We start from the raw sequence: 23,002 nt of genomic DNA on the forward strand, positions 1-23,002 counted from the left end.
CTGCTAGACTGCCACGCAGTGGCGCAATCACAGGCGAAGGAGGGCGATATGCATGCGTGCTTGAAGCGGATTGTCATGGTCTGGGTGGTGTGCTATTCGCTGTATGGCGTTGGTGGTGTGCATGCGCAAGACGCCAAGCGCCTTGAACCATTGAAGGTAGCCTTTGCGACAGGCGAGTACCGTCCCTACACGTCTGAATCCATGCCCAACCTGGGCGCCACCACGGAACTGGTCACTGCCATTTGCAATGCTGCGGGCATCGTGCCGGAGTTCGTTTTTGTTCCCTGGAAGCGGGCTGAACTCAACCTCGCCAATGGCTTGGTCTTTGGTGCGTTTCCCTATTCAGCCAATCCTGCCCGTAAACAGCAGTTCGATTTTTCAGACGAGCTGTATGTCGTCTCCAATGCCTTGGTGTACTACGACGGAAACTCCCGCGCTAGTGCACTGAGCGGAAGTGAAGAGCTGTCCCGCTTAAAGGAGTACAAGTTTGGGATCATCTCCGGCTCATTCGCAGAACCTAGGCTGAAGCAGCTCAACATTGCCTATGAGTCAGTGACGACGGTAGACCAGCTGGTACAAATGCTAAGGCTAGGTCGCTTCGATATCTACGTCGATGATGAGGCGACCATCTTCGATGCGGTGAACCGTTTGTTTCCCTCTGAGGCTAGCAAATTCCGCGCGCTGGCAGTACCGTTTGGGGCCCGCACGCCCAACGGTGTGATGGTGTCGCGCAGTTACCCGAATTCAGCCGCCATCCTGCACCGCTTCAACGAAGGCCTAGCCAAGATCAAGAAGACGGGTGAATACGACAAAATTCTTGCCAAGTACTACTTGCGCAAGAAGTAGACACCGCACTAGACCCCGTGGTGCCGTTTGAGCGTGTCCGACGGGCGCTCGCCAAACATGGCTTGGTAGTCTTGCGAAAAGTGTCCGAAGTGCCAAAAGCCGCTGGAGGTCGCGGCTTCGGTGACGGAGTCCATGCGCTTCAAGGCGCGGCGGGCATGGCCTAAGCGCAAGGCTTTGAGGTAGGCCAAGGGGCTGATGTTGAGCACCTTTTGAAAGCTGTTTTGCAAGGTGCGCCGGCTCACGCCCAAGTCCACACACAGTTGCGCCACGGTGGGGGCGTCTTCCACTTGGCTTTGCACCAAGCTACAAGCCTGTTGCACCAACTTCCACTGTGTTTTGGTGTCGCCTGCCGTCTCGCCTTGGCGCACTACCTGGGATACCTGGTCCAGCAGGTAGTCAGCCACGGTAGACACCACGGCGGAGGTGGCCAGCAGCTGGGGGGAGGCATGGGCGGACTGAAAGAGCTTGAGCAAATACTGTTTGACTTCGGCCAAGGCCGCAGGGCTCACGTGCAAGGCGCGGGCTTGGGCAGGAAAGAGGGCGCCACGCCCTGTCTCGGTTTGCAGCCAACCCGCCCCCAGCTCCAGCTCTACGCCCAAGATGGTGTGCTGTTGGGCCGAGCGAAACTCAAAGCCGGAGGAGCCAGAAAACACATGAAAGTCTTGCGCACCGCAGACTTGGCCGCAAAACATGCCTTGGCCCACGGAATCCAAGGGCACACCGAAAGCCAGCACGTTTTGAGGGAGCACGCCGGTTTGAAACACCGACTGCTGCACCTGTTCGATGAATAGTTTGATGCCGGTGCCCTGAAGTTGGGCCAGCTCGCCGCGAAACGTGCCTGCGGTGAGTTGCAAATAGTCTTGGTTCCAGCCAGTAAGTGCTGAGGCTTGCTCTTGTGCGTCATCAAAACGCAGGGCACCAGCGCCGGGCAATGGGTGTCCCACAGCACCTAAATAGGTGGAGATGGGGGGCAAAAGGCTGGTGGCACAGGCATGCATTTTTTCATTCTCGCAGTAAGCGTGGTGTCAACGTAGGCGGGTTTTCACCATTGGGGCGGACCCCTAGGCGCTCAAAAAACACGATTTGCAGATCGCACTTGGCAAATGCCAATTCGGGATAGTCAGACGCAATTCGCATGCCTACGATGGATACCAGCCCAGTTCTTCAACTCTTTTCACCCCTCACAATTACTATGGCGACAAACAAAAAAGCAGCATTGAATGAACACCCCGCTATCCAAGCGGTGCGCCAGTCTGGCGCAAAGAAGGTCAAGGTCGCGGTGAGCGATATTGACGGTGTGTTGCGGGGCAAGTACCTGCACATTGACAAGTTTTTAGGTGCGGCTGAGGCCTTCCCCAATGGAGGCTTTGGCTTTTGTGATGTGGTCTTGGGGTGGGACATGATGGACAACACCTACGACAACACCACCGCCACAGGGTGGCAGCATGGTTTTCCAGACGCCTTGGCGCGTTTGGACCTCAACACCGCGCGCAACGTGCCCTGGGACGATGGTGTGCCGTTCTTCTTGGGCGAGTTTGTCAATGGCGATGGCACGCCCCACGCGCAATGTCCGCGCCAAGCCTTGAAGCGCGTGCTTAAGCGCGCCGAGAAAATGGGCTTTAAGGTGATGACGGGCATGGAGTTTGAGTGGTTCAACTTTCTCGAAACTCCGCAAAGCTGGGCCGCTAAAAAGGGCGTAGGCCCTGAGCCGCTGACCCCGGGCATGTTTGGTTACTCGCTCTTGCGCATCAACCAAAACCGCGAGTTTTTCAACTCCATCATGGATGAGATGCTGCAATTTGGCGTGCCAGTAGAAGGCCTGCACACCGAGACAGGCCCCGGCGTGTATGAGGCTGCCATTGGCTTTAGCGAAGCCTTGGAGCAGGCGGACCGCGCGATTTTGTTCAAGACCGGTACCAAAGAAATTGCAGCAGGCTTTGGCATCATGCCGAGCTTTATGGCCAAGCCCAACCAGCAACTGCCAGGCTGCAGTGGTCACATTCACCAAAGCTTGTCGGACGGCAAAACCAATCTGTTTTATGACGCCAAGAGCCCGCGAAAAATGAGCAAGCTTTTTGAGAGCTACCTCGCGGGCCAAGTCGCGCACATGATGGACTTTGCCCCCATGATTTGGCCCACCATCAACAGCTACAAACGTTTGGTGGATGGCTTTTGGGCACCGGTCAAACCCACCTGGGGTATGGACAACCGCACGGCCAGCTTCCGCGTGATTGCGGGCAGCCCCAAAGCCACGCGCTTGGAAACCCGTTGCCCAGGTGCGGACGTGAATCCGTACTTGGCCATGGCGGCCGTCATTGCTGCTGGTTTGGATGGCGTGGAAAAAGGCCTCAAACTCACTGCGCCGCCCATCACCGGCACCAACGTGGGGGCAGAGAACATACCGCGCGCACCGCGCACCCTCATTGAAACCACCCGCATTTTTGAGAAGTCTGGCGTGGCCCGTGACTGGTTGGGCGACGGCTTTGTAGACCACTTTGCCGCGACCCGTGACTGGGAATGGCGCCAATGGTTGGACGGCGTGACCGATTGGGAAATGAAACGCTACTTTGAAATCATTTGAGATGCATATTCGCCGCTTGACCCCTGAAGACGCCAGTGTCTACTGGGACTTGCGGCTGCGCGGCTTTCGTGAACACCCCAGCGCCTTTACCTCCAGTTATGAGGAGGAGGTTAAGCGCCCCTTAACGTATGCCCAGGCCCGCTTGGGGTCAGATTCCAGCGCCACATTTTGGGGCGCTTGGGAAGGCAATACCCTGATGGGTTTGGTGGGGCTGGACCGTGAGTCGCGCACCAAAAACCGCCACAAAGCAGTCGTCATTGGCATGTTTGTGGCACCGGAATTTGCAGGGCGCGGTGTAGGCCGCGCCTTGCTCGCCGCCTTGTTGGAATCGGCACGCACCAGCGATTTGGAACTGCTGGTCTTGACGGTGACCCAAGGCAACCTAGGAGCTGAAAAACTCTACCTGAGCATGGGCTTTACGTCTTTCGGCATTGAGCCCGGCGCCATAAAGGTCGAAAATCAGCGTTTCAATAAAAACCACATGTTTTTTCCATTGAGCACACCATGAGCATTACCTCTTTTTCTTTTCCTACCCCCATCAAATTTGGCGTGGGAGCACGCAAGCTGGTGGGCGCCCATTTGCTAGAAATGGGCTGCAAACGCCCCCTGATCGTGACCGACAAAGCACTGGGTGCCTTGCCCGTGCTGGCTGAGTTCAAATCGCATTTGGCCGGGCTGGATGTGGCGGTGTTTTCCGGCGTGTTTGGCAACCCCACCTGTAGCCAGGTGATGGAGGGTGGCGCTGCTTACAAGGCCCACAACGCCGACTGCATCATCGGCTTTGGCGGTGGCGCGGCCCTGGACGTGGCCAAGGTGGTCGGTATAGCCGCCACCCACGAAGGCGACATCTTGGAGTACGTGTGGGACCACCCCCAAGTGCGCCCTATCGACAAACCACTGCCGTACTTTGTGGCGCTGCCCACCACCTCCGGTACAGGCTCGGAAGTCGGCCGCTCTAGCGTGGTGAGCGAGAACGACACCCACCTCAAGCGCGTGGTGTTCAGCCCCAAAATTTTGGCCAAAACCGTGTTCGCCGACCCAGAACTCACCGTGGGCTTGCCCGCCCACGTGACCGCAGCGACCGGCATGGACGCGTTGACGCACAACATTGAGAGCTATCTCTCACCTGCTTACCACCCGCTGTGCGATGGCATTGCGCTGGAAGGCACGCGCATTGCTGCCGCTGCGCTGCTCACCGCGGTGAAAGAGCCCGGCAACTTGCAAGCCCGCTCCGACATGATGATGTCGTCCATGATGGGTGCCATTGCCTTCCAGAAAGACTTGGGCGCTGTGCACTCCTGTGCCCATGCCCTGGGCGCGGTGTGCGACTTGCACCACGGTCTGGCCAATGCGCTGATGATCGACACCGTGCTGGCCTGGAACCTGGAGTCTGTGCCTGCCAAGTTTGATGAACTCGCCCATGTGTGCAAGGTGCCAGGCGGTGGTGCCGCATTTGTCCCATGGCTCAAAAGCTTGAAAGCCAGCCTAGGCATCACCGGCGGGCTTGCGGCGCACGGGGTAAAAGCCGAACACCTGCCGCGTCTGGTACAAATAGCGACCGCCGATATTTGTCACCAAACCAACCCCCGCCCTTGCACGGCGGTGGATTTCGAGGCGCTGTTCAAAGCAGCGATGTAAACCATGAGTACCAGCCAAGCCACATCTAGCACCCCTAAAGCCACGCAGCGTCTGAAAATTGGTATCAGCGCCTGCTTTTTTTACCCCGATCCGGCACGCGCAGCGTTTGCCACCAAAACACTGCAATACGTGGAGCAATCCATGGCGCACTGGATCATGTCAGGGGGCGCTGTGCCTGTGATGATTCCCTCGCCCGTGGGTGAAACCGCCCGTGGGGACATTGGGTTTGAAGACTACGCACAGTGGCTAGATGGCTTGGTCTTGCACGGCGGCGCCGATGTGTGGCCAGGCAGCTATGGCGAGACGCCCATGGACAAACGCTGGCACGGCGACCGCAACCGCGACGAATACGAAAGCGCCTTGGTCAAGGCCTTTGTGGCAGCGGGCAAGCCGGTGTTTGGCGTATGCCGTGGGCTGCAGCTCATCAATGTGACCTTTGGCGGCACCTTGATCCAAGACATTCCCACCCAGCGCCCCGATGCTTTGCAACACCGGGATGCTGCGGTGTACGACTACAACTTCCATGGCTTAGAAATTGTGCCGGAAACACGGCTTAGCGCGCTTCTACCCAGTGCGGAGAGCTACAAAATCAATAGCATTCACCACCAAGGGATCAAGGACTTGGCGCCTAATTTCGTGGTGGAAGCGCGTTGCCCTGACGACGGCATGATTGAAGCCATTCGCCACACGGGGCCTGCCTATGTGGCGGCGGTGCAGTGGCACCCCGAGTTCCACCAGTCTGACCTCGGCACCTTGGACGACACCCCTTTGCTGACTGACTTTTTGGCGGCCGCGCAGGCTGCGAAGTCTGCAGCCTAAGCAGATCCGCTTAGACACGCATTGCAATAGAACAGAGACACCTTTTATGAACCACCTTGCTATTCACAACCCCGCCACTGGCGCCTTGATTGCCGATGTGACCGCTGACAACGCTTCTACCGTCGCCATCAAGGCGGCGCGCGCCCGTGCTGCGCAGCCCGCTTGGGCGGCAGTGTCTCTAGCGGATCGCAAAGCTTGCATCACCCGTTTTCGCGCCGCCATCGTGGCCGAGCTAGACGGCTTGGCCGCCACCATGACGGCCGAGACAGGCAAGCCCATCAAGATGTCGCGCAACGAGCTCAATGGTCTGTTGGGCCGGATTGACTTTTTCTTGGCTGAGGTGGACGCCCAGTTGGTCACCGAAACCGTGTACGCCGAAGGCGGAATGACCGAGCAAATTCAGCACACGCCCTTGGGCGTGGTGGCCAATATCTCTGCGTGGAACTACCCCTGGTTTGTAGGCGGCAATGTGTACATTCCGGCGCTGCTCACTGGCAATGTGGTGCTTTACAAACCATCAGAGTTCGCCACCCAAACCGGTTTGGCAATGGCCCGCCTGTTGCACGCCTCGGGCATTCCCGATGACGCATTCATCGTCTTGGTCGGTGGTGGCGATGTGGGCGTGGCCCTGCAGGCGCAAAAGATTGATGGCATGTTCTTCACTGGCTCAGCCGCCACAGGCGCGAAGATTGCCCAGTTTTTGGCACCGCGCATGGTTAAGCTGCAGCTCGAACTCGGTGGCAAAGACCCGACCTATGTCTGTGCCGACGCCAACGTCAAAAACGCTGCAGAGTCCTTGGCCGATGGCGCTATGTACAACACCGGCCAAAGCTGCTGCTCGGTGGAGCGTGTCTATGTGCACGAGAGCATTTACGACGCCTTTGTGGCCGCGTTTGTGGACACGGTGAAAAGCTTCAAAGTGGGCGCGCCTGATAGCGAAGACACCTACATTGGTGCCATTACCCGCGCACCCCAGTTGGAAGTGCTGGAAGCCCAAGTGGCTGACGCTAAAGCCAAGGGCGCGACTTTGTTGGTGGGCGGCACCCGTTTGCCTGGCCCCGGCAACTGGTTTGCACCTACCGTGTTTTCGAATGTGAACCACAGCATGGAGCTCATGCGCGAAGAGAGCTTTGGCCCCATCATCGGCATTCAAAAGGTGAGCAGCGATGAAGAAGCTGTGCAGCTCATGAACGACACGCGCTATGGTTTGACGGCGGGTGTGTTCACTCCCGACGAGGCGCGCGCCAAAGCGGTATTGGCGCAAGTGAATGCGGGTACCGTGTACTGGAATTGCTGCGACCGCGTAAGCCCGCGCCTGCCTTGGAGCGGCCACGGTGACTCGGGAGTGGGCCTTACCTTGTCCACCTATGGCATCCAAACTTTCACGCGCCCCAAAGCGTGGCATTTGCGCCAAGCCTAAGTGGTGCATGCACACAAGTGGGCTTGAGCGTGCTATGTAAAACCTAGCTACCTACGCACTATTCATCAGGGACATAGCCCTGTTTTGCACCACGTGGTGTCAAAACAGGGCTATTTTTTTGTGCTGCGCTGGCACACACATTGCGTAGTGCAACACATGGACCATGTGTGACAGCGCGAGGCATCGTACGGGGGCTTACCCTCGGTGTGCCGATTTGGGATAGTCATTGCAGATAGCGCTTCCTACGATGGTCCAGTTCTTACTCCACAACCACCATTTACAGGAGACAGGTATGACGGCAGTTCCCAAAGACAATCTGAAGCGGGGCGGTGCGCAAAGCACCGGCACTGCGGACGATGTCAAAGTCTTGCAGAGCATGGGGTACACCCAAGAGCTCTCGCGCAGCATGAATCCGTTCTCGAATTTTGCAATTTCGTTTTCCATTATTTGTATCTTGTCGGGCGGCATTAACTCCTTGTCGCAAGGCATCTCGGGTGTTGGTGGTGCCGCCATTGGAATCGGCTGGTTGGTGGGCAGTGCCATCAGCCTGATGTTTGCCTTGGGCATGGCGCAAATTGGCTCTGCATTTCCTACGGCGGGTGGCCTGTACCACTGGAGCTCGATCTTGGGCGGCCGTGGTTGGGGCTGGTTGACCGCCTGGCTGAACCTGATTGGTTTGGTGACAGTGCTCGGTGCCATTAACGTGGGGACCTTCTACTTCTTCATTGGCGCCTTTGGCCCCGCTTTGGGCTTGGAGCCGAGCTTTGAAATACAGGCTGCGTTTGTGATTGGTATCACCTTGATCCAAGCATTTGCCAACCATGTGGGTATCAAGCTCACCGCCTTTTTGACTGACATCAGCGGCTATTTGATCTTCGCAACGGCCTTGGCACTGACGGTGGCCTTGTTGGCATACGCGCCACATTGGGATTTGTCGCGCCTGTGGACGTTTAAAAACTACAGCGGTGACGTGGGCGGTGGCGTATGGCCTGAAACCAAGAGCATGTGGCTCTTGTTTGGCTTAGGCTTGTTGTTGCCGATCTACACCATCACCGGTTTTGATGCATCCGCTCACACCGCAGAAGAAACCCATGACGCATCGAGCTCCGTGCCCAAGGGCATCGTGACTTCCGTGCTGTGGTCTTCATTGTTCGGCTACCTGATGCTGTGCGCTTTTGTGATTGCCATTCCTGACATGGACGGTGCAGCGAAGAGCGGCGGCGGTGTCTTCTTTGGAACCATGGATGCGGTAGTGCCCAGTACGTTCAAAAACGTTCTGTACGCAGCCATCTTCTTGTCACAGTTTTTGTGCGGTTTGGCCACAGTAACGTCTGCTTCGCGCATGATTTTTGCCTTCGCCCGTGATGGTGGCTTGCCTGGCTCCAATGCCTTGAAGAAGGTCCACGCCACGCTCAAGTCCCCCGTGTTGGCGATCTGGACCGCTGCTGTCATCTCGGTATTGTTCACGCTGTACACACCGGCCTACACCACTATCGTGTCCGTGACCGTGATCTTCATTTTCATCTCCTACGGCATGCCTGTGGTGCTGGGTGGTTTGGCCTACGGCAAGTCATGGACCCATATGGGCCCATGGAACTTGGGCCCCATCTACAAGCTCATCTCTTTGATCGTTGCCTTGGCATCCGTCTTGATTTTGTACTTGGGAGTGCAACCGCCCAATGATGCGGCCTTGAATATTACGCTGGCGTTCTTGGTGTTGACCGCCGTGATTTGGTTTGGCTTTGAGCGTCGTCGCTTCAAAGGCCCACCCATGGCCAAGATGAAAAACTAAGCTTTTCAGACCTTAGCAAAGCCCGGCTCGCCGGGCTTTTTTTCGCCCCGCACCTAGTGGCAACTTTGATATGACTGGCCAAAGTGGTATGGCACTGGTAGCATAGATACTATGCAAACCATGCTTGACCCCCAACAAGAGCCAGCGACCGTAGCCAGTGAATCGGCAAGTGCGAGAGCACCCTTGTACCGACTGCTGGCCAAACGCTTGGAGCAAGAAATCAGAACCGGTCACTTTCGGGTGGACGAGGCTTTGCCCCCTGAGCGCGAGCTGGTTGCGTCGCATGGAGTTTCCAGAGTGACCGCCCGCAAAGCCATTGATTTGTTAGTGGCCCAGGGGCTGGTGCAGCGGCGGCACGGGTCGGGCAACTTTATTGCCCCGCGCTTAGAGCAAAACCTCAGCGGGTTGACTGGCTTCTCGGAGGAGATGCGCAAACGTGGCTACCAAGCCTCCTCAGAATGGTTGGACCGCACGGTGCGTCCCGGTACCAAAGAAGAGTGCCATAGCCTAGGCTTGATGTGGCCCAACAAGATTTTGTGCCTGGAGCGTTTGCGCCTGGCGGATGGGCGACCCGTCGCCTATGAGCGCACGCTATTGCCGCGCGACGCTCTGTCATCGCCCTTTGCCATTGAAGAGTCGTTGTACGCCCAGTTGAGCCAAACCCAATACGCGCCGGTAGAGGCCAAGCAACATATCCGGGCCATGAACGCCAACACGCGCTTGGCCAAGCTTTTGCACCTGCGCGCGGGCACAGCCCTCTTGTGGGTCACGCGCACCGCCTACGGCGTGGGGGGTGGAGTGGTGGAGTGCACCGTGTCTTACTGCCGCAGCGACTATTACGATTTTGTGGTTGAAATGAAGAGGTCTCATGCATAGCCTGTCTGGAAACATCCTTACCCCCGGCGGCTTTGTCGCGGGCACTCTGCAGCTGAATGCACAGGGTCGCATTGCCGCTATCCAAGGACAAGCGATTAGCGAAGCGCAAGCGCGCGATAGCGGGGACGCCTTGGTATTGCCCGGCTTTATTGACTTGCATGTGCACGGGGGCGCGGGTCACGACATCATGGAAGGGGGGCAAGCGGTGGATTTTGTGACCGACATCCATGCCCGCCACGGCACTACCTCGCTTTTGGCGACGACCATGACCGCTCCCCTGAGTGACTTGGATGCGGCGTTTGCAGCGCTGTCTGGGGTGTGTTCCCAGCGCGCGCCCGGGCGTGCGCGGGTTCTGGGGGTGCACTTGGAAGGGCCCTTCATCAGTGAAACACGGCTGGGGGCACAACCACCTTACGCGCGCCCCGTGAGCGTTGATGAGATCGCGCGCCTCAACGCAGTGGCCCCCATCCGCCTGATCACGCTGGCCCCTGAAGTGGACAGCAATATGGACATGATTGCCGCGCTGTGCGCAGCAGGCTACCGGGTGCAATTGGGCCACACCAGCGGCACCTACGAAGACGGTGTCAAGGCCTTGGGCCACGGTGCAACCGGCTTTACCCATTTGTTCAATGCCATGTCGCCCATGCACCACCGCGAGCCAGGCATGGTGGGGGCCGCCTTGGCGCATGCACCGTATGCGGAAATCATTCCCGATCTCTTGCATGTGCACCCAGGCGCCATCAAAGCGGCTATGCGCGCCATACCCGGCTTGTACTGTGTGACCGACTCCACTTCTGCCGCAGGCATGCCCGATGGCGAATATGCGCTGGGCCGTCACAAAGTTTTCAAATGCATGGGCGGGGTGCGCTTGGAAGATGGCACCTTGGCGGGCTCCACCTTGTCCATGGACCAGGCGTTGCGCAACTTGGTGAACACCTTGGGCTTGAGCGTGCAAGATGCGTCGCGCCGCGTATCCACCTACGCCGCCGACCATTTGCGCCTTGCAGATCGGGGCCGCTTAGTGGTGGGCGCGTGGGCCGATGTCGTGGTCTTGAATGACGCGTTGCAACTGCAGCAGGTGTTGGTAGAAGGCGAAGCGCTTGCGCTGAACCCTTAGCCCGTCTGCTGGCGCGGCTTAGTCCGAGTTGCTGACCAAGGGCAGCAGTACCGTAACGACCAAGCCGCCTTCGGCGTGGTTGTGCAGACGAATCTCCCCGCCATGGGCTTGGATGATGTTGCGTGCAATACCCAAGCCCAAGCCCGTCCCACTGCGGTTCTTTTGCTGGCCATGGCTCAGGCGCACATGGGGTTCAAAGGCGGTAGACATGGCGGCTTGGGGAATGCCGGGGCCAAAGTCTCGCACCTCCACCACGGCCAAAGCGCCACGCGCGCCCAAAACGATTTGCACGCGCTCACCGTACAGCACCGCGTTGTCAATCAGGTTGCCAAACGCGCGTTCCAAGGCCAGTGGCTTGCCTTGCACACTGACGACTTCTACGTTGAACTCAATGCTGGCGTCTGGGTAAATGGGGCGCCTGGCGAGGCGGGCCAGCAGCGTGTCCAAGCGCACGAGGGTGAGGTTTTCATGAATGTCGGAGTCTCTGACGCTTTGCAACGCTGAATTGACCATGACGTCGAGGTCGTCTAGGTCTTCGTGAAAGTCTCCACGCAAAGCGTCATCGTCTAACAACTCCGTCCTTAATTTCAAGCGCATGATGGGTGTTTTAAGCCCATGGGAAATGCCTAAGAACAAGCGCTCGCGGTCCACCATGTAGCGTTGGATGCGCGCCTGCATTTGGTTGAACGCGCGGGCCGTGCGGCGCAACTCGGTGGTGCCTGTCTCTGGGACCGAGTGGTCGGCGCTGTCACTGCCAAAAGCATTGGCGGCCGTGGCAATGCGGTTGAGTGGTCGAATCATGCCGCGCACCAATAGGACGGACAGCAACAACACGGTCGCCAGCGTTACCAACTGCTGCAGCACCCGGTCATAGGTCAAAGGGTTGGCATTGTCCAAAAAGTACGGGTCCGGCATAGGAGCGGCCAAGTACAACCAGCGACCCGCTTCAAACTCTGACTGAATCACCAGCACCGGGGCAGGCCGAGGGCGCAGCAGCAGGGTCGCCTCCACCCAAGACTCGGGGAGGTCTTGTACCGTCCGCCCGTCATCCGACACTTGTAGCCCCTCAGGCCAGGCAAACGCTACCTCAGGCACCTGTGATGTTTGCAGGTTGCGCACCAAGTCGTCGCGAACCACCTGGGTGACCGCGTCTACCAAAGCGTTGTTCTTGATGGGGTGGACCACCACCTTAGCCCGGTTGACATTGACAAAAAAACGCGTACCCCCCATGGTGCGCAATTGTTCAATCACGATAGGTCGGTAAGCAGGGGGCAGGTCGCGGAAGAAACGCAAAGTACCCGCGGCATTGAGTGCCAAATGCTTGCCCGCAATCAGGGACTCGGCCTTTGCGCTTTCGCGCAACTGGCGGGCCCACAGCATGGTACCGACCAATTGCGCGCTGACAACGCCCAGCGCCATCACCAAGACGATGCGGCCTAGCAGGCTGTCAGGCAGCCAGCGGCGCGTCCACTGGCTCCACCAGCTAGGCATCGGCAGACGCGCTGACGTCGGCGGAGAATACGTAGCCGCTGCCGCGAATGGTCTTGATCAAGGCGGGCTGCTTGCCATCGTCGTGCAGGCGCTGGCGCAATCGGCTGATTTGGACATCCAGTGACCTGTCTAGCGGTCCCAAATCGCGGCCACGGGTTTGCTCCATCAGGCGTCCGCGGTCCAGCGTTTCGCCAGCGTGCTCTGCAAAAAAACGCAGTAAATTGAAATCCATACTGGTCAAGATGACAGCCGCGCCTTGCGGGTCGTGCAATTGTCTTTCTACGAGGTCCATGGTGAAGCCAGCAAAACGCAGATATCGCGCGCTCGCGCCAGGGCCAGCGAGTTGCATACGACGGTGTATGGCTTTAATTCTTGCGAGCAGCTCGCGAGGGTTATAGGGCTTGGCGATGTAGTCATCGGCACCCAGTTCCAAGCCCACAATGCGGTCGGTGTAATCCGCGCTCGCGGTAAGAATGATGATAGGCACCGTGGACTGTTTGCGTACGGCTTGGCATAACGTAAAGCCATCGGTGTCCGGCAGCATCACGTCCAAAATGACCAAGCTCAGATCGTCTTTGAAACGCTCAAACTCCACCATAAAGCTGGCGCCATCGTGGGCGACGCGCACGTCGTACTGTTGCTTTTCCAAATAGGTTTTGAGCAGGTTGCGGGTCTTTTGGTCGTCATCGACGATGAGCAAAGTGCGTGTCATACGGGTTTTCTCAGCGGTCGTTGCGGGACGTGCGGATCACGCTGGAGAGCCGGCGTTGGGCCTCCGATGCGTCCATGCTCGGGTCTGTTAAGTAGCGCCACAAGGTTTGCGCCACGGCGTCTTTGATCGCTTCGTCGGCCGCCATGCGGTGGGCTAAGCTGGGTACGCGCGCAGTGCTCGGTGCGGCAAAGGTAGACCATGAATCTCGGGCGCAGCTGTCCAGGGTGGAGCTGTCGACGTCACGGCGCACCGACACCGAGCCTTTGTGCCGGTTGTAGGCCAATTGCGCACTGGCGCTCGACACCAGTTCCGCCACCTTTTCTTGGGTTGCCTCGCGTTGGCGCGGACTGTTCAACATGGCCAAGGTATCAATGCTGTAGAGGTGTGTCTTTGCAGTGCCAGGTACCACCACACAGCCAAAGTCTTTGTTGGGACTGGCACCCCACGCCATGAGCTCGCCTTTAGCCCAGTCCCCCATGATCATCATGCCGGCGTTGTCTTCCAGCAAATCGCGAGCACCTTCGGTCCACGTGCGTTCGCTGGGGGTCTCAGTGCTGAGCTTGCGCAGCAAGCGCAAGCGGTTAAGGGCGCGCTCCACGCGAGGGTCCATCCAGGCGGCACTTTTGCGCTGCACGATGAGCTCTCTGTACAAGGCCGGGCCGGTTTCACCCAACAAAACTGATTCGAAAATGGTGGCCACTTGCCATGGCTCATCGCTCCACACCAGTGGACGTACCTGGATGCTTTTGAGCTTCTGTGCCACGGCTTCAAATTCGCCCCACGTGGTCGGGGGGGGCAACCCAATCCGGGCGAAAACGCGGCGGTTGTAGAGCAGTACATTGATGCGGTGAATGCCCAGGGGCACCGCAATGACATCGCTCTTATAGGTCACCAGGTCCATGACGGTAGGGAACAGGTTCTGGGCCCAGCGTTGCCGTTCAGCCACCGCATTCAAAGGCAAGACCAAACCCACATCCGCCCAGTCGGTCAATGTGGTGCCAATGAGCTGGGCTACATCCGGCGGGTCACCCATCAGCACCCGGCTTTTGAGCACTTTGACTGCGGCCATGCCCCCGCCGCCAGGAATGGCAGCATCTTTCCACTGCACGCCGTTAGCCGCCAAATGGGCAATGAGTTGGTCCGCCGCCTTGCGTTCACTCGCAGAGGTCCACCAATGCAATACATCGACCGTCGAGGCCTGCTGGGCCCAAGCAACGGACACTTGAAGAGCCACAAAACAGCCAAAAAGCCATCTTGACACTGGTAGAAACCCGGATGAAAGAGCTTTCATTACCTAGCGTTTTGTAATGTTATCTATCACGCATGGCTGCAGACCTCTGCTTTCCCTGCGAGTGCTCGCACACGAAGGTAAAGAAACGTAAGTTGGCAGCAGAGATTTCGAAATAAACATCAACAAAATCAACAACTTAGTGAAAGCAGGCCTTGGGTCCAAGCTTGCTTGATATTACATGGCCCTGAGCATAACCTCCGGCGCACTGTCAGTTACAAAACGCACAGCGCGCAGACAGTTTTTTAAACCAACGATTCGGAGAAAAATCTTTATGTCTTTCCAACTACGCATTGCTGCCGCAGCGGCCGCACTCGTTTGTACCGGTATCGCAACAGCGGGCACTTTGACCATCGAAAGCTGGCGCGGTGACGACAAGGCGACTTGGGAACAAGTGTTGATTCCTGCTTTCCAAAAGGCCAATCCTGGCATCACCGTCAAGTTCTTGACCACCACCCCCAACGAATACAACGCAGCAGTGAACGCACGTTTTATCGCTGGCACCGCCGGTGACTTGATCCAATGCCGTCCTTTCGACTTGGCTGAAACCATGTACAAGGCAGGCAACTTGGCTGATATCGCCGCGCTGCCCGGCATGAAGAACTTCCCCACCAGCGCCAAGTTGGCATGGCAGACCGCCGATGCGAAGTCCGCATGGTGCATGCCCATGGCTTCTGTGATCCACGGCTACTTCTACAACAAGAAAGTATTTGCTGAACTGGGCCTGAAGGTTCCTACGACAGAAGCTGAATTCTTTGACGTGTTGGCTAAAGTGAAGTCCGCTGGCAAAGTGGCCCCCGTGTCCTTGGGTACAGCTGACGGTTGGGAAACCTCCGAAATCGTATACACCGGCCAGGGCCCTGCTTACTGGAAGGGTGAAGAAGGCCGCCAAGGGCTGATCAAAGGCACTAAGAAGTTCAGCGATCCTGAATTCGTTGCACCTTTGAAGTTCATGGAAAAATTGGCGGACTACCTGCCAAAGGGTTACCAAGCACAAGGTTATGGCGACAGCCAAACCCTGTTTGCCAGCGGCAAAGCAGCCATCATCCCCACCGGTTCATGGGACATCTCTTTCTATGACAAAGAAGGCAAGGGCTTGGAATACGGCGCATTCCGTCCTGTGGTGCCAAAGAAGGGCGACACTTGCTACATCTCTGACCATATCGACATGGCCATGGGTATGAACTCTAAGACCAAGAACAAGAAAGACGCTGAAGTGTTCTTGAACTGGATGGCTGGCTCTGAGTTTGCTGAGTTGTTTGGCAACAAGACACCCGGCTTCTTCCCACTGTCTTCTGCACCTGTGAAGTTGACGAACCCAGTCGCGGCAGAGATGCTGAGCTGGCGCAAGGATTGCAAGCCCACCATCCGTGCCCAAGTGCAACACTTGGACAAGGGCCAGCCTAGCCTGGGCGCTGAGCTGCAAGTGGTTGGACAAGGCGTGATCAACAAAAAGTTGAGCCCCGAAGCGGGTGGCAAGCAACTGGCGGATGGTTTGGCTAAGTGGTACAAACCCGCAAACTAAGCCGTTGACGTGAGATACAAAGGCCCAGCCCCTGTGGGCGGGCCTTTGTTCGTAGTGAATGCCAATACCCAATAACCACAAGGCAGATAGGAATCATGAAAAAGAAATTTCCGTGGCACGCGCTGGTGTTCGTGGCACCGGCACTGCTGATTTACGCCGTGCTCAGCGCCTTTCCTTTGATTGGCACGCTGTACACCGGTCTATTCACCCAAAGTGATGCAGGGGTCTACAGCTTTGTAGGCCTGCAAAACTACCAAACGATCTTGATGGACCCGCAGTGGTCACACACGTTTTGGAATGCCATGTACAACAACCTGAAGTTCTTCGGGTTCCACATGTTGGTGCAAAACCCGATCGCCTTGTTGCTGGCGGCCCTGTTGTCGCTGCCCAACGTGCGCTTTTCGGCAACGTACCGCACCGTGTTCTTCTTGCCGACATTGTTGTCCGTGGTCATTGTGGGCTTTACATGGCAGCTGATTCTTTCTCCACGCTGGGGCGTGGCCGAAGGCTTCATGAATATGTTGGGCATCGGTCAGTACTTCGCTCCGTGGTTGGGTTTGGAAGAGACTGTTTTGCCGACCTTGTCGCTGATGTCGAACTGGCAGTATGTAGGCATCCCCATGATGCTGATCTATGCGTCCATGATTTCGATTCCCGACGACATCATTGAAGCTGCGTTGGTGGAAGGTGCCTCACCCTGGCGCATCTTTTGGCAGATCCGTTTGCCTCTGATCTTGCCCACACTAGGCCTCACAACCATTTTGACGTTTGTCGGAAACTTCAATGCGTTTGACCTGATTTACGCGGTTAAGGGTGCAGTGGCTGGGCCTAACTACAGTTCCGATATCTTGGGCACCTTGTTCTACCGCACCTTCTTCGGCTTTCAGTCCCAAGTGGCCAACCCCACCATGGGTGCTGCGGTGGCCACGCTGATGTTCCTAGTCATTTTGATGGGTGTGGGTGTGTACTTCGTCGTTATTCAGCGCCGCCTGCAGCGCTATTCCCTGTGAGGCTGTGATGCGAACCCCGAACTCCTACTCTAAGTCCAGCATGTTCAAACGCGTGGCGCCTAGCCGCTTCTTTGTACATGTCACATTGATGGCTTACGCCGTGTTGGCACTGTTTCCTATTCTGTTGGTTTTGGTCAATTCGTTCAAACGTCGGGATGCCATTTTTGACAGTCCCCTGGCCTTGCCGACTGCCGAAACCTTCTCCTTGGTGGGCTACGTCAAAGTGCTGGAACAGGCCAATGTACTGAACTACTTCAGCAACAGTCTGATCGTCACCGTCGTGTCCCTGTTCTTCATTTTGCTGTTTGGTGCCATGGCGGCCTGGGCTTTGTCAGAGTACCGTTTTCCAGGCAACCGTTGGCTGGCGTTGTTCTTCGCGTTCGGCATCATGGTTCCCATTCGCTTGGGCACGGTGAGCATCTTGAAGATCATGGTGGCGGCCGATTTGGTCAATACCCTTACGGCCTTGATCTTGGTCTACATCGCCCAAGGTTTGCCCTTGGCAGTGATGATTTTGTCGGAGTTCATGGCGCAGGTACCCAAGGAACTCAAAGACGCGGCGCGCTGCGACGGCATCAGTGAATACAGCATTTTTTACCACGTGATCTTGCCCTTGATTCGCCCGGCATTGGCCACCGTGGCGGTGTTCACCATGGTGCCTATTTGGAATGACCTGTGGTTCCCCTTGATCCTGGCACCCTCAGACCAGACGGCCACGATCACCTTGGGTGTGCAGCAGTTCGTGGGGCAGTACTCCACCGACTGGAATGGCGTGATGTCCTCGCTCACCTTGGCGATGGTGCCGGTCATCATCTTGTATGCATTGTTCTCCCGTCAACTGATTCGCGGCATCACCGCGGGTGCAGTGAAATAACCTCAGAAAAATCATGGCACGAGTTTCCTTAAAAAACATCTCCAAGTCCTACGGCAAAACCTCGGTTCTGCAAGACATCAACTTGGAAATTGAGCACGGTGAGCTGGTCGTACTGGTTGGCCCTAGCGGCTGCGGCAAGTCGACACTGTTGCGCGTTTTGTGTGGTCTAGAAGATATCAGCAGCGGTGAGTTGCGCATTGGCGATGACATCGTCAATGACTTGCCACCCGCACAGCGCGGCATCGCCATGGTGTTCCAAAGCTATGCGCTGTACCCCCATATGACGGTGTACCGCAACATGGCGTTTGGTTTGAAGATCCAAGGCGAAGACAAAGCCCAAATCGACAAGCGCGTGCGCGATGCTGCCAAGGTTTTGCATATCGACCACTTGCTAGAGCGTTTGCCCCGCGAGTTGTCGGGTGGGCAGCGCCAACGGGTGGCGATTGGGCGCGCGATTGTGCGTGAACCCAAACTGTTTTTGTTTGATGAGCCGTTGTCCAACCTGGATGCGGCATTGCGTGCCAAAACACGCATTGAGCTTGCGCGTCTGCACAAGGACTTGGCTGCCACCATGGTCTATGTGACCCACGACCAAGTAGAGGCCATGACCCTGGGCGACAAAATAGTCGTGCTGCATGAAGGGCGCGTGCAACAAGCGGGCACACCGCTCACGCTGTACCAACAGCCTGCGAATCGTTTTGTCGCAACCTTCATTGGTTCGCCCACCATCAATCTGATGCCAGGGCGAGTGACCGACGTATCGGCGCAAGGTGCGCGTGTGCAACTGGGCAATGGGTGCCGCTTGTTGGCCACGGTAGACACCACGGGTTTGCAAGTGGGAGAGTCTGTTGAAGTGGGCTTGCGCCCCGAGCACTGTGATGTGTTGCCCGCAGGCACCCCTCCGGGCCCTGACGACGCCGCGTTTGACGCAGAGATCACCTTGGTCGAACACTTGGGTGAATCCAATCTGCTGTACCTGAAGACCGATGACGGCCAAGAGCTCATCATCCGGGGTGATGGCAGCGCAGAGGTGCACTTGGGTGACTCCGTCATCGTGCGTGCAGCGCCCGAGGCCTTGTATTTGTTCCGTGCGGACGGAATGGCCTGCCCCCGCCTGCGGCCCGGCAATATGCGATCAGCCAACGCACGATGAGCTTTGAGCCTGCGACATCGGCCTTGCCGGACCATGTCTTGTATCGGGTTGGGGTAGACGGGGGCGGCTCCAGCACCCGTGCGCGCTTGGTGACACGCGACGGCTTGGTCTTGGGTGAAGGGCGTTCAGGTGCCTCTGCCTTAGGCCAAGGCATAGACCAAGCCTGGCGCCATGTGGTGCAAGCGTGGCAAATGGCCATTGAGGCCAGTGATCTGCAGGGGAGAGCGCCGCCTGATATGCAGAACTGCGCTTTGGGTGCCGGTCTCTCGGGCGTCAACAACCCGGTGTGGAACCAACAGTTTATTGACGCCAATCCGGGTTTCGCGCACCTGTTTGTGGCGTGGGATGCGTTCACTGCCGTGCTAGGCGCGCACCAGGGGCGCCCAGGGACCGTCGTGATTTCTGGCACCGGAAGTACCGCACAAGCCTTGTATCCCGATGGCAGCCGTGGCGAGGCTGGTGGTTGGGGCTTCCCCTCAGGCGATGAAGGCAGTGGTGCCGCACTAGGTCTGCGTGCGATGGGCTTGACCCAACAAGCCGCCGACAAACGGCGTGTCGCAAGCCCTTTAACCCGCGCAGTTTTGCAAGCGGTAGGGGGCACGCCCGCGAGGTTGATGGACTGGTGCGGCAAAGCAGGCCAAGCCGAGTACGCGACCTTGGCGCCCTTGGTGTTCGAATGCGAAGCCACCGATCCGATGGCGGCCCAGCTGCTTCAAGAAGCGGTGGATGCGGTGGCGCAAATGGCCCAGGCCTTGGACCCAGATGGCAGTCTGCCTGTGGCTTTGTGGGGCAGCATTGGCCAGCGACTTGCGCCCCGTTTGCGCAACCGCCTAGGCGCACGCTTGGTGACCCCGGTAGGGGATGCGATGGATGGCGCTTTACTCTTGTGTACCTTCGCGCAAGGGCAGGGGTGAGCGTTACCATGTACGCATGTCAAACGCCGTCTCTCCTCCAATATTGAAATTTGTCCCTGACGCGGACACTCCCCAACTTGGTACCTTTGCAGGCCTCCCTGCGGTGCGGGTGCACGACCTGCAGGGTGCCAGTGCCGTCGTGTTGCTGCACGGCGCGCACGTGGTTTCGTGGGTCGACGCAACAGGGTCCGAGCGTCTCTACCTCAGCCCGTGGTCTAAGTTTCAAGCAGGTACCGCGGTGCGGGGCGGTATTCCTGTGATTTTTCCGCAGTTCAGCACCCAAGGGCCCTTGCCGCGGCATGGCTTGGCCCGTACGCGTGAATGGGTGCTCACCCAATGTGAAGGCGAAAGTGCGCGCTTTACTTTCACAAGTGATGCAAGCACCTTGGGTGTATGGCCATTCGAGTTTGCGTGTGAGTTGCACGTCGCGCTGGTGAGCGATGGCTTGGATGTGCAACTCACGGTGCATAACCACAGTGCCCAAGCGTTCTCCTTTGCCGCGGCCTTACATACCTACTTGGCGATACCTGCTTTTGAGGGTGCAAGCCTGGAGGGCCTGCAAGGTTGTGCGTTTACCGATGCGCACAGTACCCAAGCGCAACGCGAGCTTGCGCCCTTGTTGCGCTTCTCTGAGCCCTTAGACCGGGTGTACTACGACCTAGAGCATCCCTTGACCTTGCGAAGCCAGTCCACTGCGCTGGATGTGTCACAGCAGGGCTTTGTCGATGCGGTGGTTTGGAACCCGGGGCCAGAAGGCGCGGCGCAAACGCCTGACTTCGCTCCCGACGCGCATACGCACTTTGTGTGCGTGGAAGCCGCCGCTATCGGCCACCCTCCCGCGCTCAAGCCCGGCGGCCAATGGCAAGGCTCTCAGCGCCTGCGCCGGATTTAGTCAGCGTGAAACTGCGCGGCGTTTTTGCCCTTGAAGGGCGCATAAAACGCCTTGATGGCCACCATGTCCGCGGCGATATCACCCGTCGGCATAAAACTGGGGCCTAGGCCGCTGATTTTCTTTTCGTAGTCCATGTACGCCATGACGATAGGCACTTTGGCTCCCAATGCAATGTAGTAGAAGCCCGTCTTCCAATAGCGTGTCTTGCTTCGGGTGCCCTCGGGGGGAACCACCAGCATAAGAGGTCCCTGCGCTGCAACTATGGCTTGCGCAGAGGCCGCCACCAGGTTGTTGGCACTCTCCCTGCGTACTGGAATGCCGCCTAGCCACATCATCAGACTGCGCACGCCTGGCTTGAACAGCTGCTCTTTACCCATCCAGTAGATGTGCAAGCGCAATGCAAATGCCACCATGAGGGTGTAAGGCAAGTCCCAGTTGCTGGTGTGTGGTGCCGCAATCAGCACGCATTTGTGGCCATCAGGGGGCAATGTTCCTTCTACTTTCCAGCCAGTGACCTTCAAGAAAAAAATGGAAAAAGCACGTAAAACGGTGTTGACTACCGGGGTGTCGAAAATAGTGCGGTGCATAAAGGCCTAATCAGGGAAGCAAATCTGCCACCATGTTCCACGCGTCAGGTGCAATACGTCCCTCCAAGCGCATGGCCTCTTTGCCAGCGCTATCGATGACAACGGTCACCGGCAGTTTGAAGTTAAGTTTCTCGCCAGACCACAAGGCTATGGGCCGCACCGACTGTGTCTTGGCCGCAATGCTCTCGTAACTGCGCCACTCTTCCGGATTGGCATCCATATTGACGGTCACCAATTCAAAGGGCTTGCCTTTCCAGCCTGCCATGTTGGCTCGCAACTCCGGCAGATGGGAGCGGCATACCGCGCATTGCGTGGACCAGTAGAAAATCAGCACCACTTTGCCCTTGAGGCGGCTGGTGTCAAACACATTGCCTTCGGTTGTGGTGGCATTGAGTGTGCTCGGGGCAGCCGTTGCAGGCCGTCCTTGGGCACCCACCCAAGCGCCAGACAGGGCCAATGTCAAAGCCAGGGCGCTGTGCAATAGAGTCAAACGTTTCATGGTTGAGGAGAAATCTGTGTTTCGTGGTCGCGGTCCGGGCGGTGTGCAGGGTCCACATGGGTCATGAGGTTGAGAACGCGGTGGCGCTGCATAACGGCTTGGCGCGCGGCCACGGCAATGTTGTGGCCAGCTTCTACGGTAATGTGGGCGTCGACTTCAATGTGGGCATCGGCCACCACCATATCGCCCATTTTGCGGGTGCGGATGTCGTGCACACCAGCCACACCTGGAGTTTGCAGCAGCGTTTGGCGAATGGCCTGCACCTCGGCTTCGTCTACTGCGCGGTCCATGAGGTCGTGCAGCGCGTCCCAGCCAAAGCTCCAGCCCATCTTGCCCACCATAAATCCAACCATCAGCGCCGCAATCGGGTCCAAGAGGGGGTAGCCCGCCAAGTTACCAATCAGCCCAATGCTCACCACCAAAGACGAAGCTGCGTCAGACCGTGCATGCCAGGCATTGGCCACCAGCATGCTGGACTTCACCTGCTTGGCCACCCGCAACATATAGCGAAACAGCAGCTCTTTGGCCGCAATGGCCGCCAAGGCGACCCACAGGGCTGAGCGGTGCACGGTGGCAATGGTCTCCGGGCTTTCTAGCTTTTGCAGGGCAGACCAGACCATGCCACCGCCAACGGCCAGCAAAATCACGCCCAAGGCCAATGATGCTGCGGTTTCAAAGCGTTGGTGCCCATACGGGTGGTCCAGGTCTGCGTCTTTGCGGCTATGGTGGCTGGCAAAGAGGACCACAAAGTCCGATACCAAGTCCGACAGTGAGTGAATGCCGTCCGCGATCAAGGCCTGTGACTTAGACAACACGCCAATCACGATTTGGGTCGAGGCCAGTACCACGTTGACGACCACACTCACCCACGTGCTGCGCGAGGCGGCAGCGGCCCGCTGCGCCGCGGTGTGCGTGGCGTGTTCGGAGTCGTCGTCAATCTCAACGAAGTTCATGGTCGGTAGGTGACG

The 23,002-nt window shown here is 57.7% G+C and carries 22 protein-coding genes; 15 read left to right on the forward strand and 7 right to left on the reverse strand.

Annotated elements, in window-relative coordinates:
• Positions 1-48 precede the first annotated feature (48 nt).
• Positions 49-846 (forward strand): substrate-binding periplasmic protein, encoded by a 798-nt coding sequence (locus EXZ61_RS00890; protein WP_142808297.1) that lies wholly within the window; start codon positions 49-51, stop codon positions 844-846.
• A gap of 8 nt (positions 847-854) precedes the next feature.
• Here the strand turns inward: EXZ61_RS00890 and EXZ61_RS00895 are convergent, their stop codons facing one another.
• Entirely contained in the window at positions 855-1,790 is a 936-nt protein-coding gene (locus EXZ61_RS00895; protein WP_168224658.1) for a helix-turn-helix domain-containing protein, read from the reverse strand.
• A 248-nt stretch (positions 1,791-2,038) separates the two neighbouring features.
• Here EXZ61_RS00895 and EXZ61_RS00900 point away from each other — a divergent pair, with 248 nt between their 5' ends.
• From EXZ61_RS00900 to nagA, 8 genes are all read left to right on the forward strand, one after another.
• Entirely contained in the window at positions 2,039-3,427 is a 1,389-nt protein-coding gene (locus EXZ61_RS00900) for a glutamine synthetase family protein (RefSeq protein WP_142808299.1), read from the forward strand.
• Positions 3,414-3,935, forward strand: a complete 522-nt coding sequence (locus EXZ61_RS00905) for a GNAT family N-acetyltransferase (protein WP_237219045.1) — start codon at positions 3,414-3,416, stop codon at positions 3,933-3,935. Before EXZ61_RS00900 ends, EXZ61_RS00905 begins: the two co-directional genes overlap by 14 nt.
• A complete protein-coding gene (locus tag EXZ61_RS00910) occupies positions 3,932-5,065 on the forward strand; it encodes an iron-containing alcohol dehydrogenase (RefSeq protein ID WP_142808300.1) in 1,134 nt (377 codons plus the stop codon). The genes EXZ61_RS00905 and EXZ61_RS00910 overlap by 4 nt, the downstream gene beginning before the upstream one ends.
• Positions 5,066-5,068: 3 nt before the next feature.
• Complete coding sequence (locus tag EXZ61_RS00915) at positions 5,069-5,884, forward strand: gamma-glutamyl-gamma-aminobutyrate hydrolase family protein (RefSeq protein ID WP_142808301.1); 816 nt, start codon at positions 5,069-5,071, stop codon at positions 5,882-5,884.
• Positions 5,885-5,930: 46 nt separating this feature from the next.
• A complete protein-coding gene (locus tag EXZ61_RS00920; RefSeq protein ID WP_142808302.1) occupies positions 5,931-7,304 on the forward strand; it encodes an aldehyde dehydrogenase family protein in 1,374 nt (457 codons plus the stop codon).
• A 292-nt stretch (positions 7,305-7,596) separates the two neighbouring features.
• Positions 7,597-9,096, forward strand: coding sequence for an amino acid permease (locus EXZ61_RS00925; protein ID WP_142808303.1), 1,500 nt, complete (start codon positions 7,597-7,599; stop codon positions 9,094-9,096).
• Positions 9,097-9,207: 111 nt separating this feature from the next.
• On the forward strand, positions 9,208-9,972 hold the full coding sequence (locus tag EXZ61_RS00930; protein ID WP_342590561.1) for a GntR family transcriptional regulator: 765 nt from the start codon (positions 9,208-9,210) through the stop codon (positions 9,970-9,972).
• Complete coding sequence (gene nagA, locus EXZ61_RS00935) at positions 9,965-11,089, forward strand: N-acetylglucosamine-6-phosphate deacetylase (RefSeq protein WP_142808304.1); 1,125 nt, start codon at positions 9,965-9,967, stop codon at positions 11,087-11,089. The genes EXZ61_RS00930 and nagA overlap by 8 nt, the downstream gene beginning before the upstream one ends.
• Before the next feature lie 18 nt (positions 11,090-11,107).
• On the opposite strand, the gene EXZ61_RS00940 is transcribed toward nagA, so the two are convergent.
• The 3 genes from EXZ61_RS00940 to EXZ61_RS00950 are packed head-to-tail and all read right to left on the reverse strand — an operon-like array spanning position 11,108 to position 14,526.
• Complete coding sequence (locus EXZ61_RS00940; RefSeq protein WP_142808305.1) at positions 11,108-12,580, reverse strand: ATP-binding protein; 1,473 nt, start codon at positions 12,578-12,580, stop codon at positions 11,108-11,110.
• On the reverse strand, positions 12,573-13,292 hold the full coding sequence (locus tag EXZ61_RS00945) for a response regulator (RefSeq protein WP_142808306.1): 720 nt from the start codon (positions 13,290-13,292) through the stop codon (positions 12,573-12,575). Before EXZ61_RS00945 ends, EXZ61_RS00940 begins: the two co-directional genes overlap by 8 nt.
• 10 nt (positions 13,293-13,302) lie before the next feature.
• Positions 13,303-14,526 (reverse strand): ABC transporter substrate-binding protein, encoded by a 1,224-nt coding sequence (locus EXZ61_RS00950; RefSeq protein ID WP_237219046.1) that lies wholly within the window; start codon positions 14,524-14,526, stop codon positions 13,303-13,305.
• 328 nt (positions 14,527-14,854) lie between these two features.
• Here EXZ61_RS00950 and EXZ61_RS00955 point away from each other — a divergent pair, with 328 nt between their 5' ends.
• From EXZ61_RS00955 to EXZ61_RS00980, 6 genes are all read left to right on the forward strand, one after another.
• A complete protein-coding gene (locus EXZ61_RS00955) occupies positions 14,855-16,105 on the forward strand; it encodes an ABC transporter substrate-binding protein (protein WP_142808308.1) in 1,251 nt (416 codons plus the stop codon).
• Positions 16,106-16,200: 95 nt separating this feature from the next.
• Positions 16,201-17,115 (forward strand): carbohydrate ABC transporter permease, encoded by a 915-nt coding sequence (locus EXZ61_RS00960; RefSeq protein ID WP_142808309.1) that lies wholly within the window; start codon positions 16,201-16,203, stop codon positions 17,113-17,115.
• Positions 17,116-17,155: 40 nt separating this feature from the next.
• Positions 17,156-17,989: a carbohydrate ABC transporter permease gene (locus tag EXZ61_RS00965; RefSeq protein ID WP_142814038.1), complete on the forward strand. Its 834-nt coding sequence runs from the start codon at positions 17,156-17,158 to the stop codon at positions 17,987-17,989.
• Between the two features lie 13 nt (positions 17,990-18,002).
• Positions 18,003-19,142, forward strand: a complete 1,140-nt coding sequence (locus EXZ61_RS00970) for an ABC transporter ATP-binding protein (protein WP_142808310.1) — start codon at positions 18,003-18,005, stop codon at positions 19,140-19,142.
• Entirely contained in the window at positions 19,139-20,056 is a 918-nt protein-coding gene (locus tag EXZ61_RS00975; protein WP_142808311.1) for a glucosamine kinase nucleotide-binding domain-containing protein, read from the forward strand. Before EXZ61_RS00970 ends, EXZ61_RS00975 begins: the two co-directional genes overlap by 4 nt.
• Positions 20,057-20,072: 16 nt before the next feature.
• Complete coding sequence (locus EXZ61_RS00980) at positions 20,073-20,948, forward strand: D-hexose-6-phosphate mutarotase (RefSeq protein ID WP_168224660.1); 876 nt, start codon at positions 20,073-20,075, stop codon at positions 20,946-20,948.
• On the opposite strand, the gene EXZ61_RS00985 is transcribed toward EXZ61_RS00980, so the two are convergent.
• From EXZ61_RS00985 to EXZ61_RS00995, 3 genes are read right to left on the reverse strand one after another with little or no spacing between them, the layout of a single operon-like run.
• On the reverse strand, positions 20,945-21,535 hold the full coding sequence (locus EXZ61_RS00985; protein WP_142808313.1) for a 1-acyl-sn-glycerol-3-phosphate acyltransferase: 591 nt from the start codon (positions 21,533-21,535) through the stop codon (positions 20,945-20,947). The genes EXZ61_RS00980 and EXZ61_RS00985 overlap by 4 nt on opposite strands.
• 10 nt (positions 21,536-21,545) lie before the next feature.
• On the reverse strand, positions 21,546-22,034 hold the full coding sequence (locus tag EXZ61_RS00990) for a TlpA family protein disulfide reductase (RefSeq protein ID WP_142808314.1): 489 nt from the start codon (positions 22,032-22,034) through the stop codon (positions 21,546-21,548).
• A complete protein-coding gene (locus EXZ61_RS00995) occupies positions 22,031-22,987 on the reverse strand; it encodes a cation diffusion facilitator family transporter (protein WP_142808315.1) in 957 nt (318 codons plus the stop codon). Before EXZ61_RS00995 ends, EXZ61_RS00990 begins: the two co-directional genes overlap by 4 nt.
• Positions 22,988-23,002: the final 15 nt, after the last annotated feature.

Source organism: Rhodoferax aquaticus, from assembly GCF_006974105.1.
GTDB classification, from domain to species: Bacteria; Pseudomonadota; Gammaproteobacteria; order Burkholderiales; family Burkholderiaceae_C; genus Allorhodoferax; species Allorhodoferax aquaticus_A.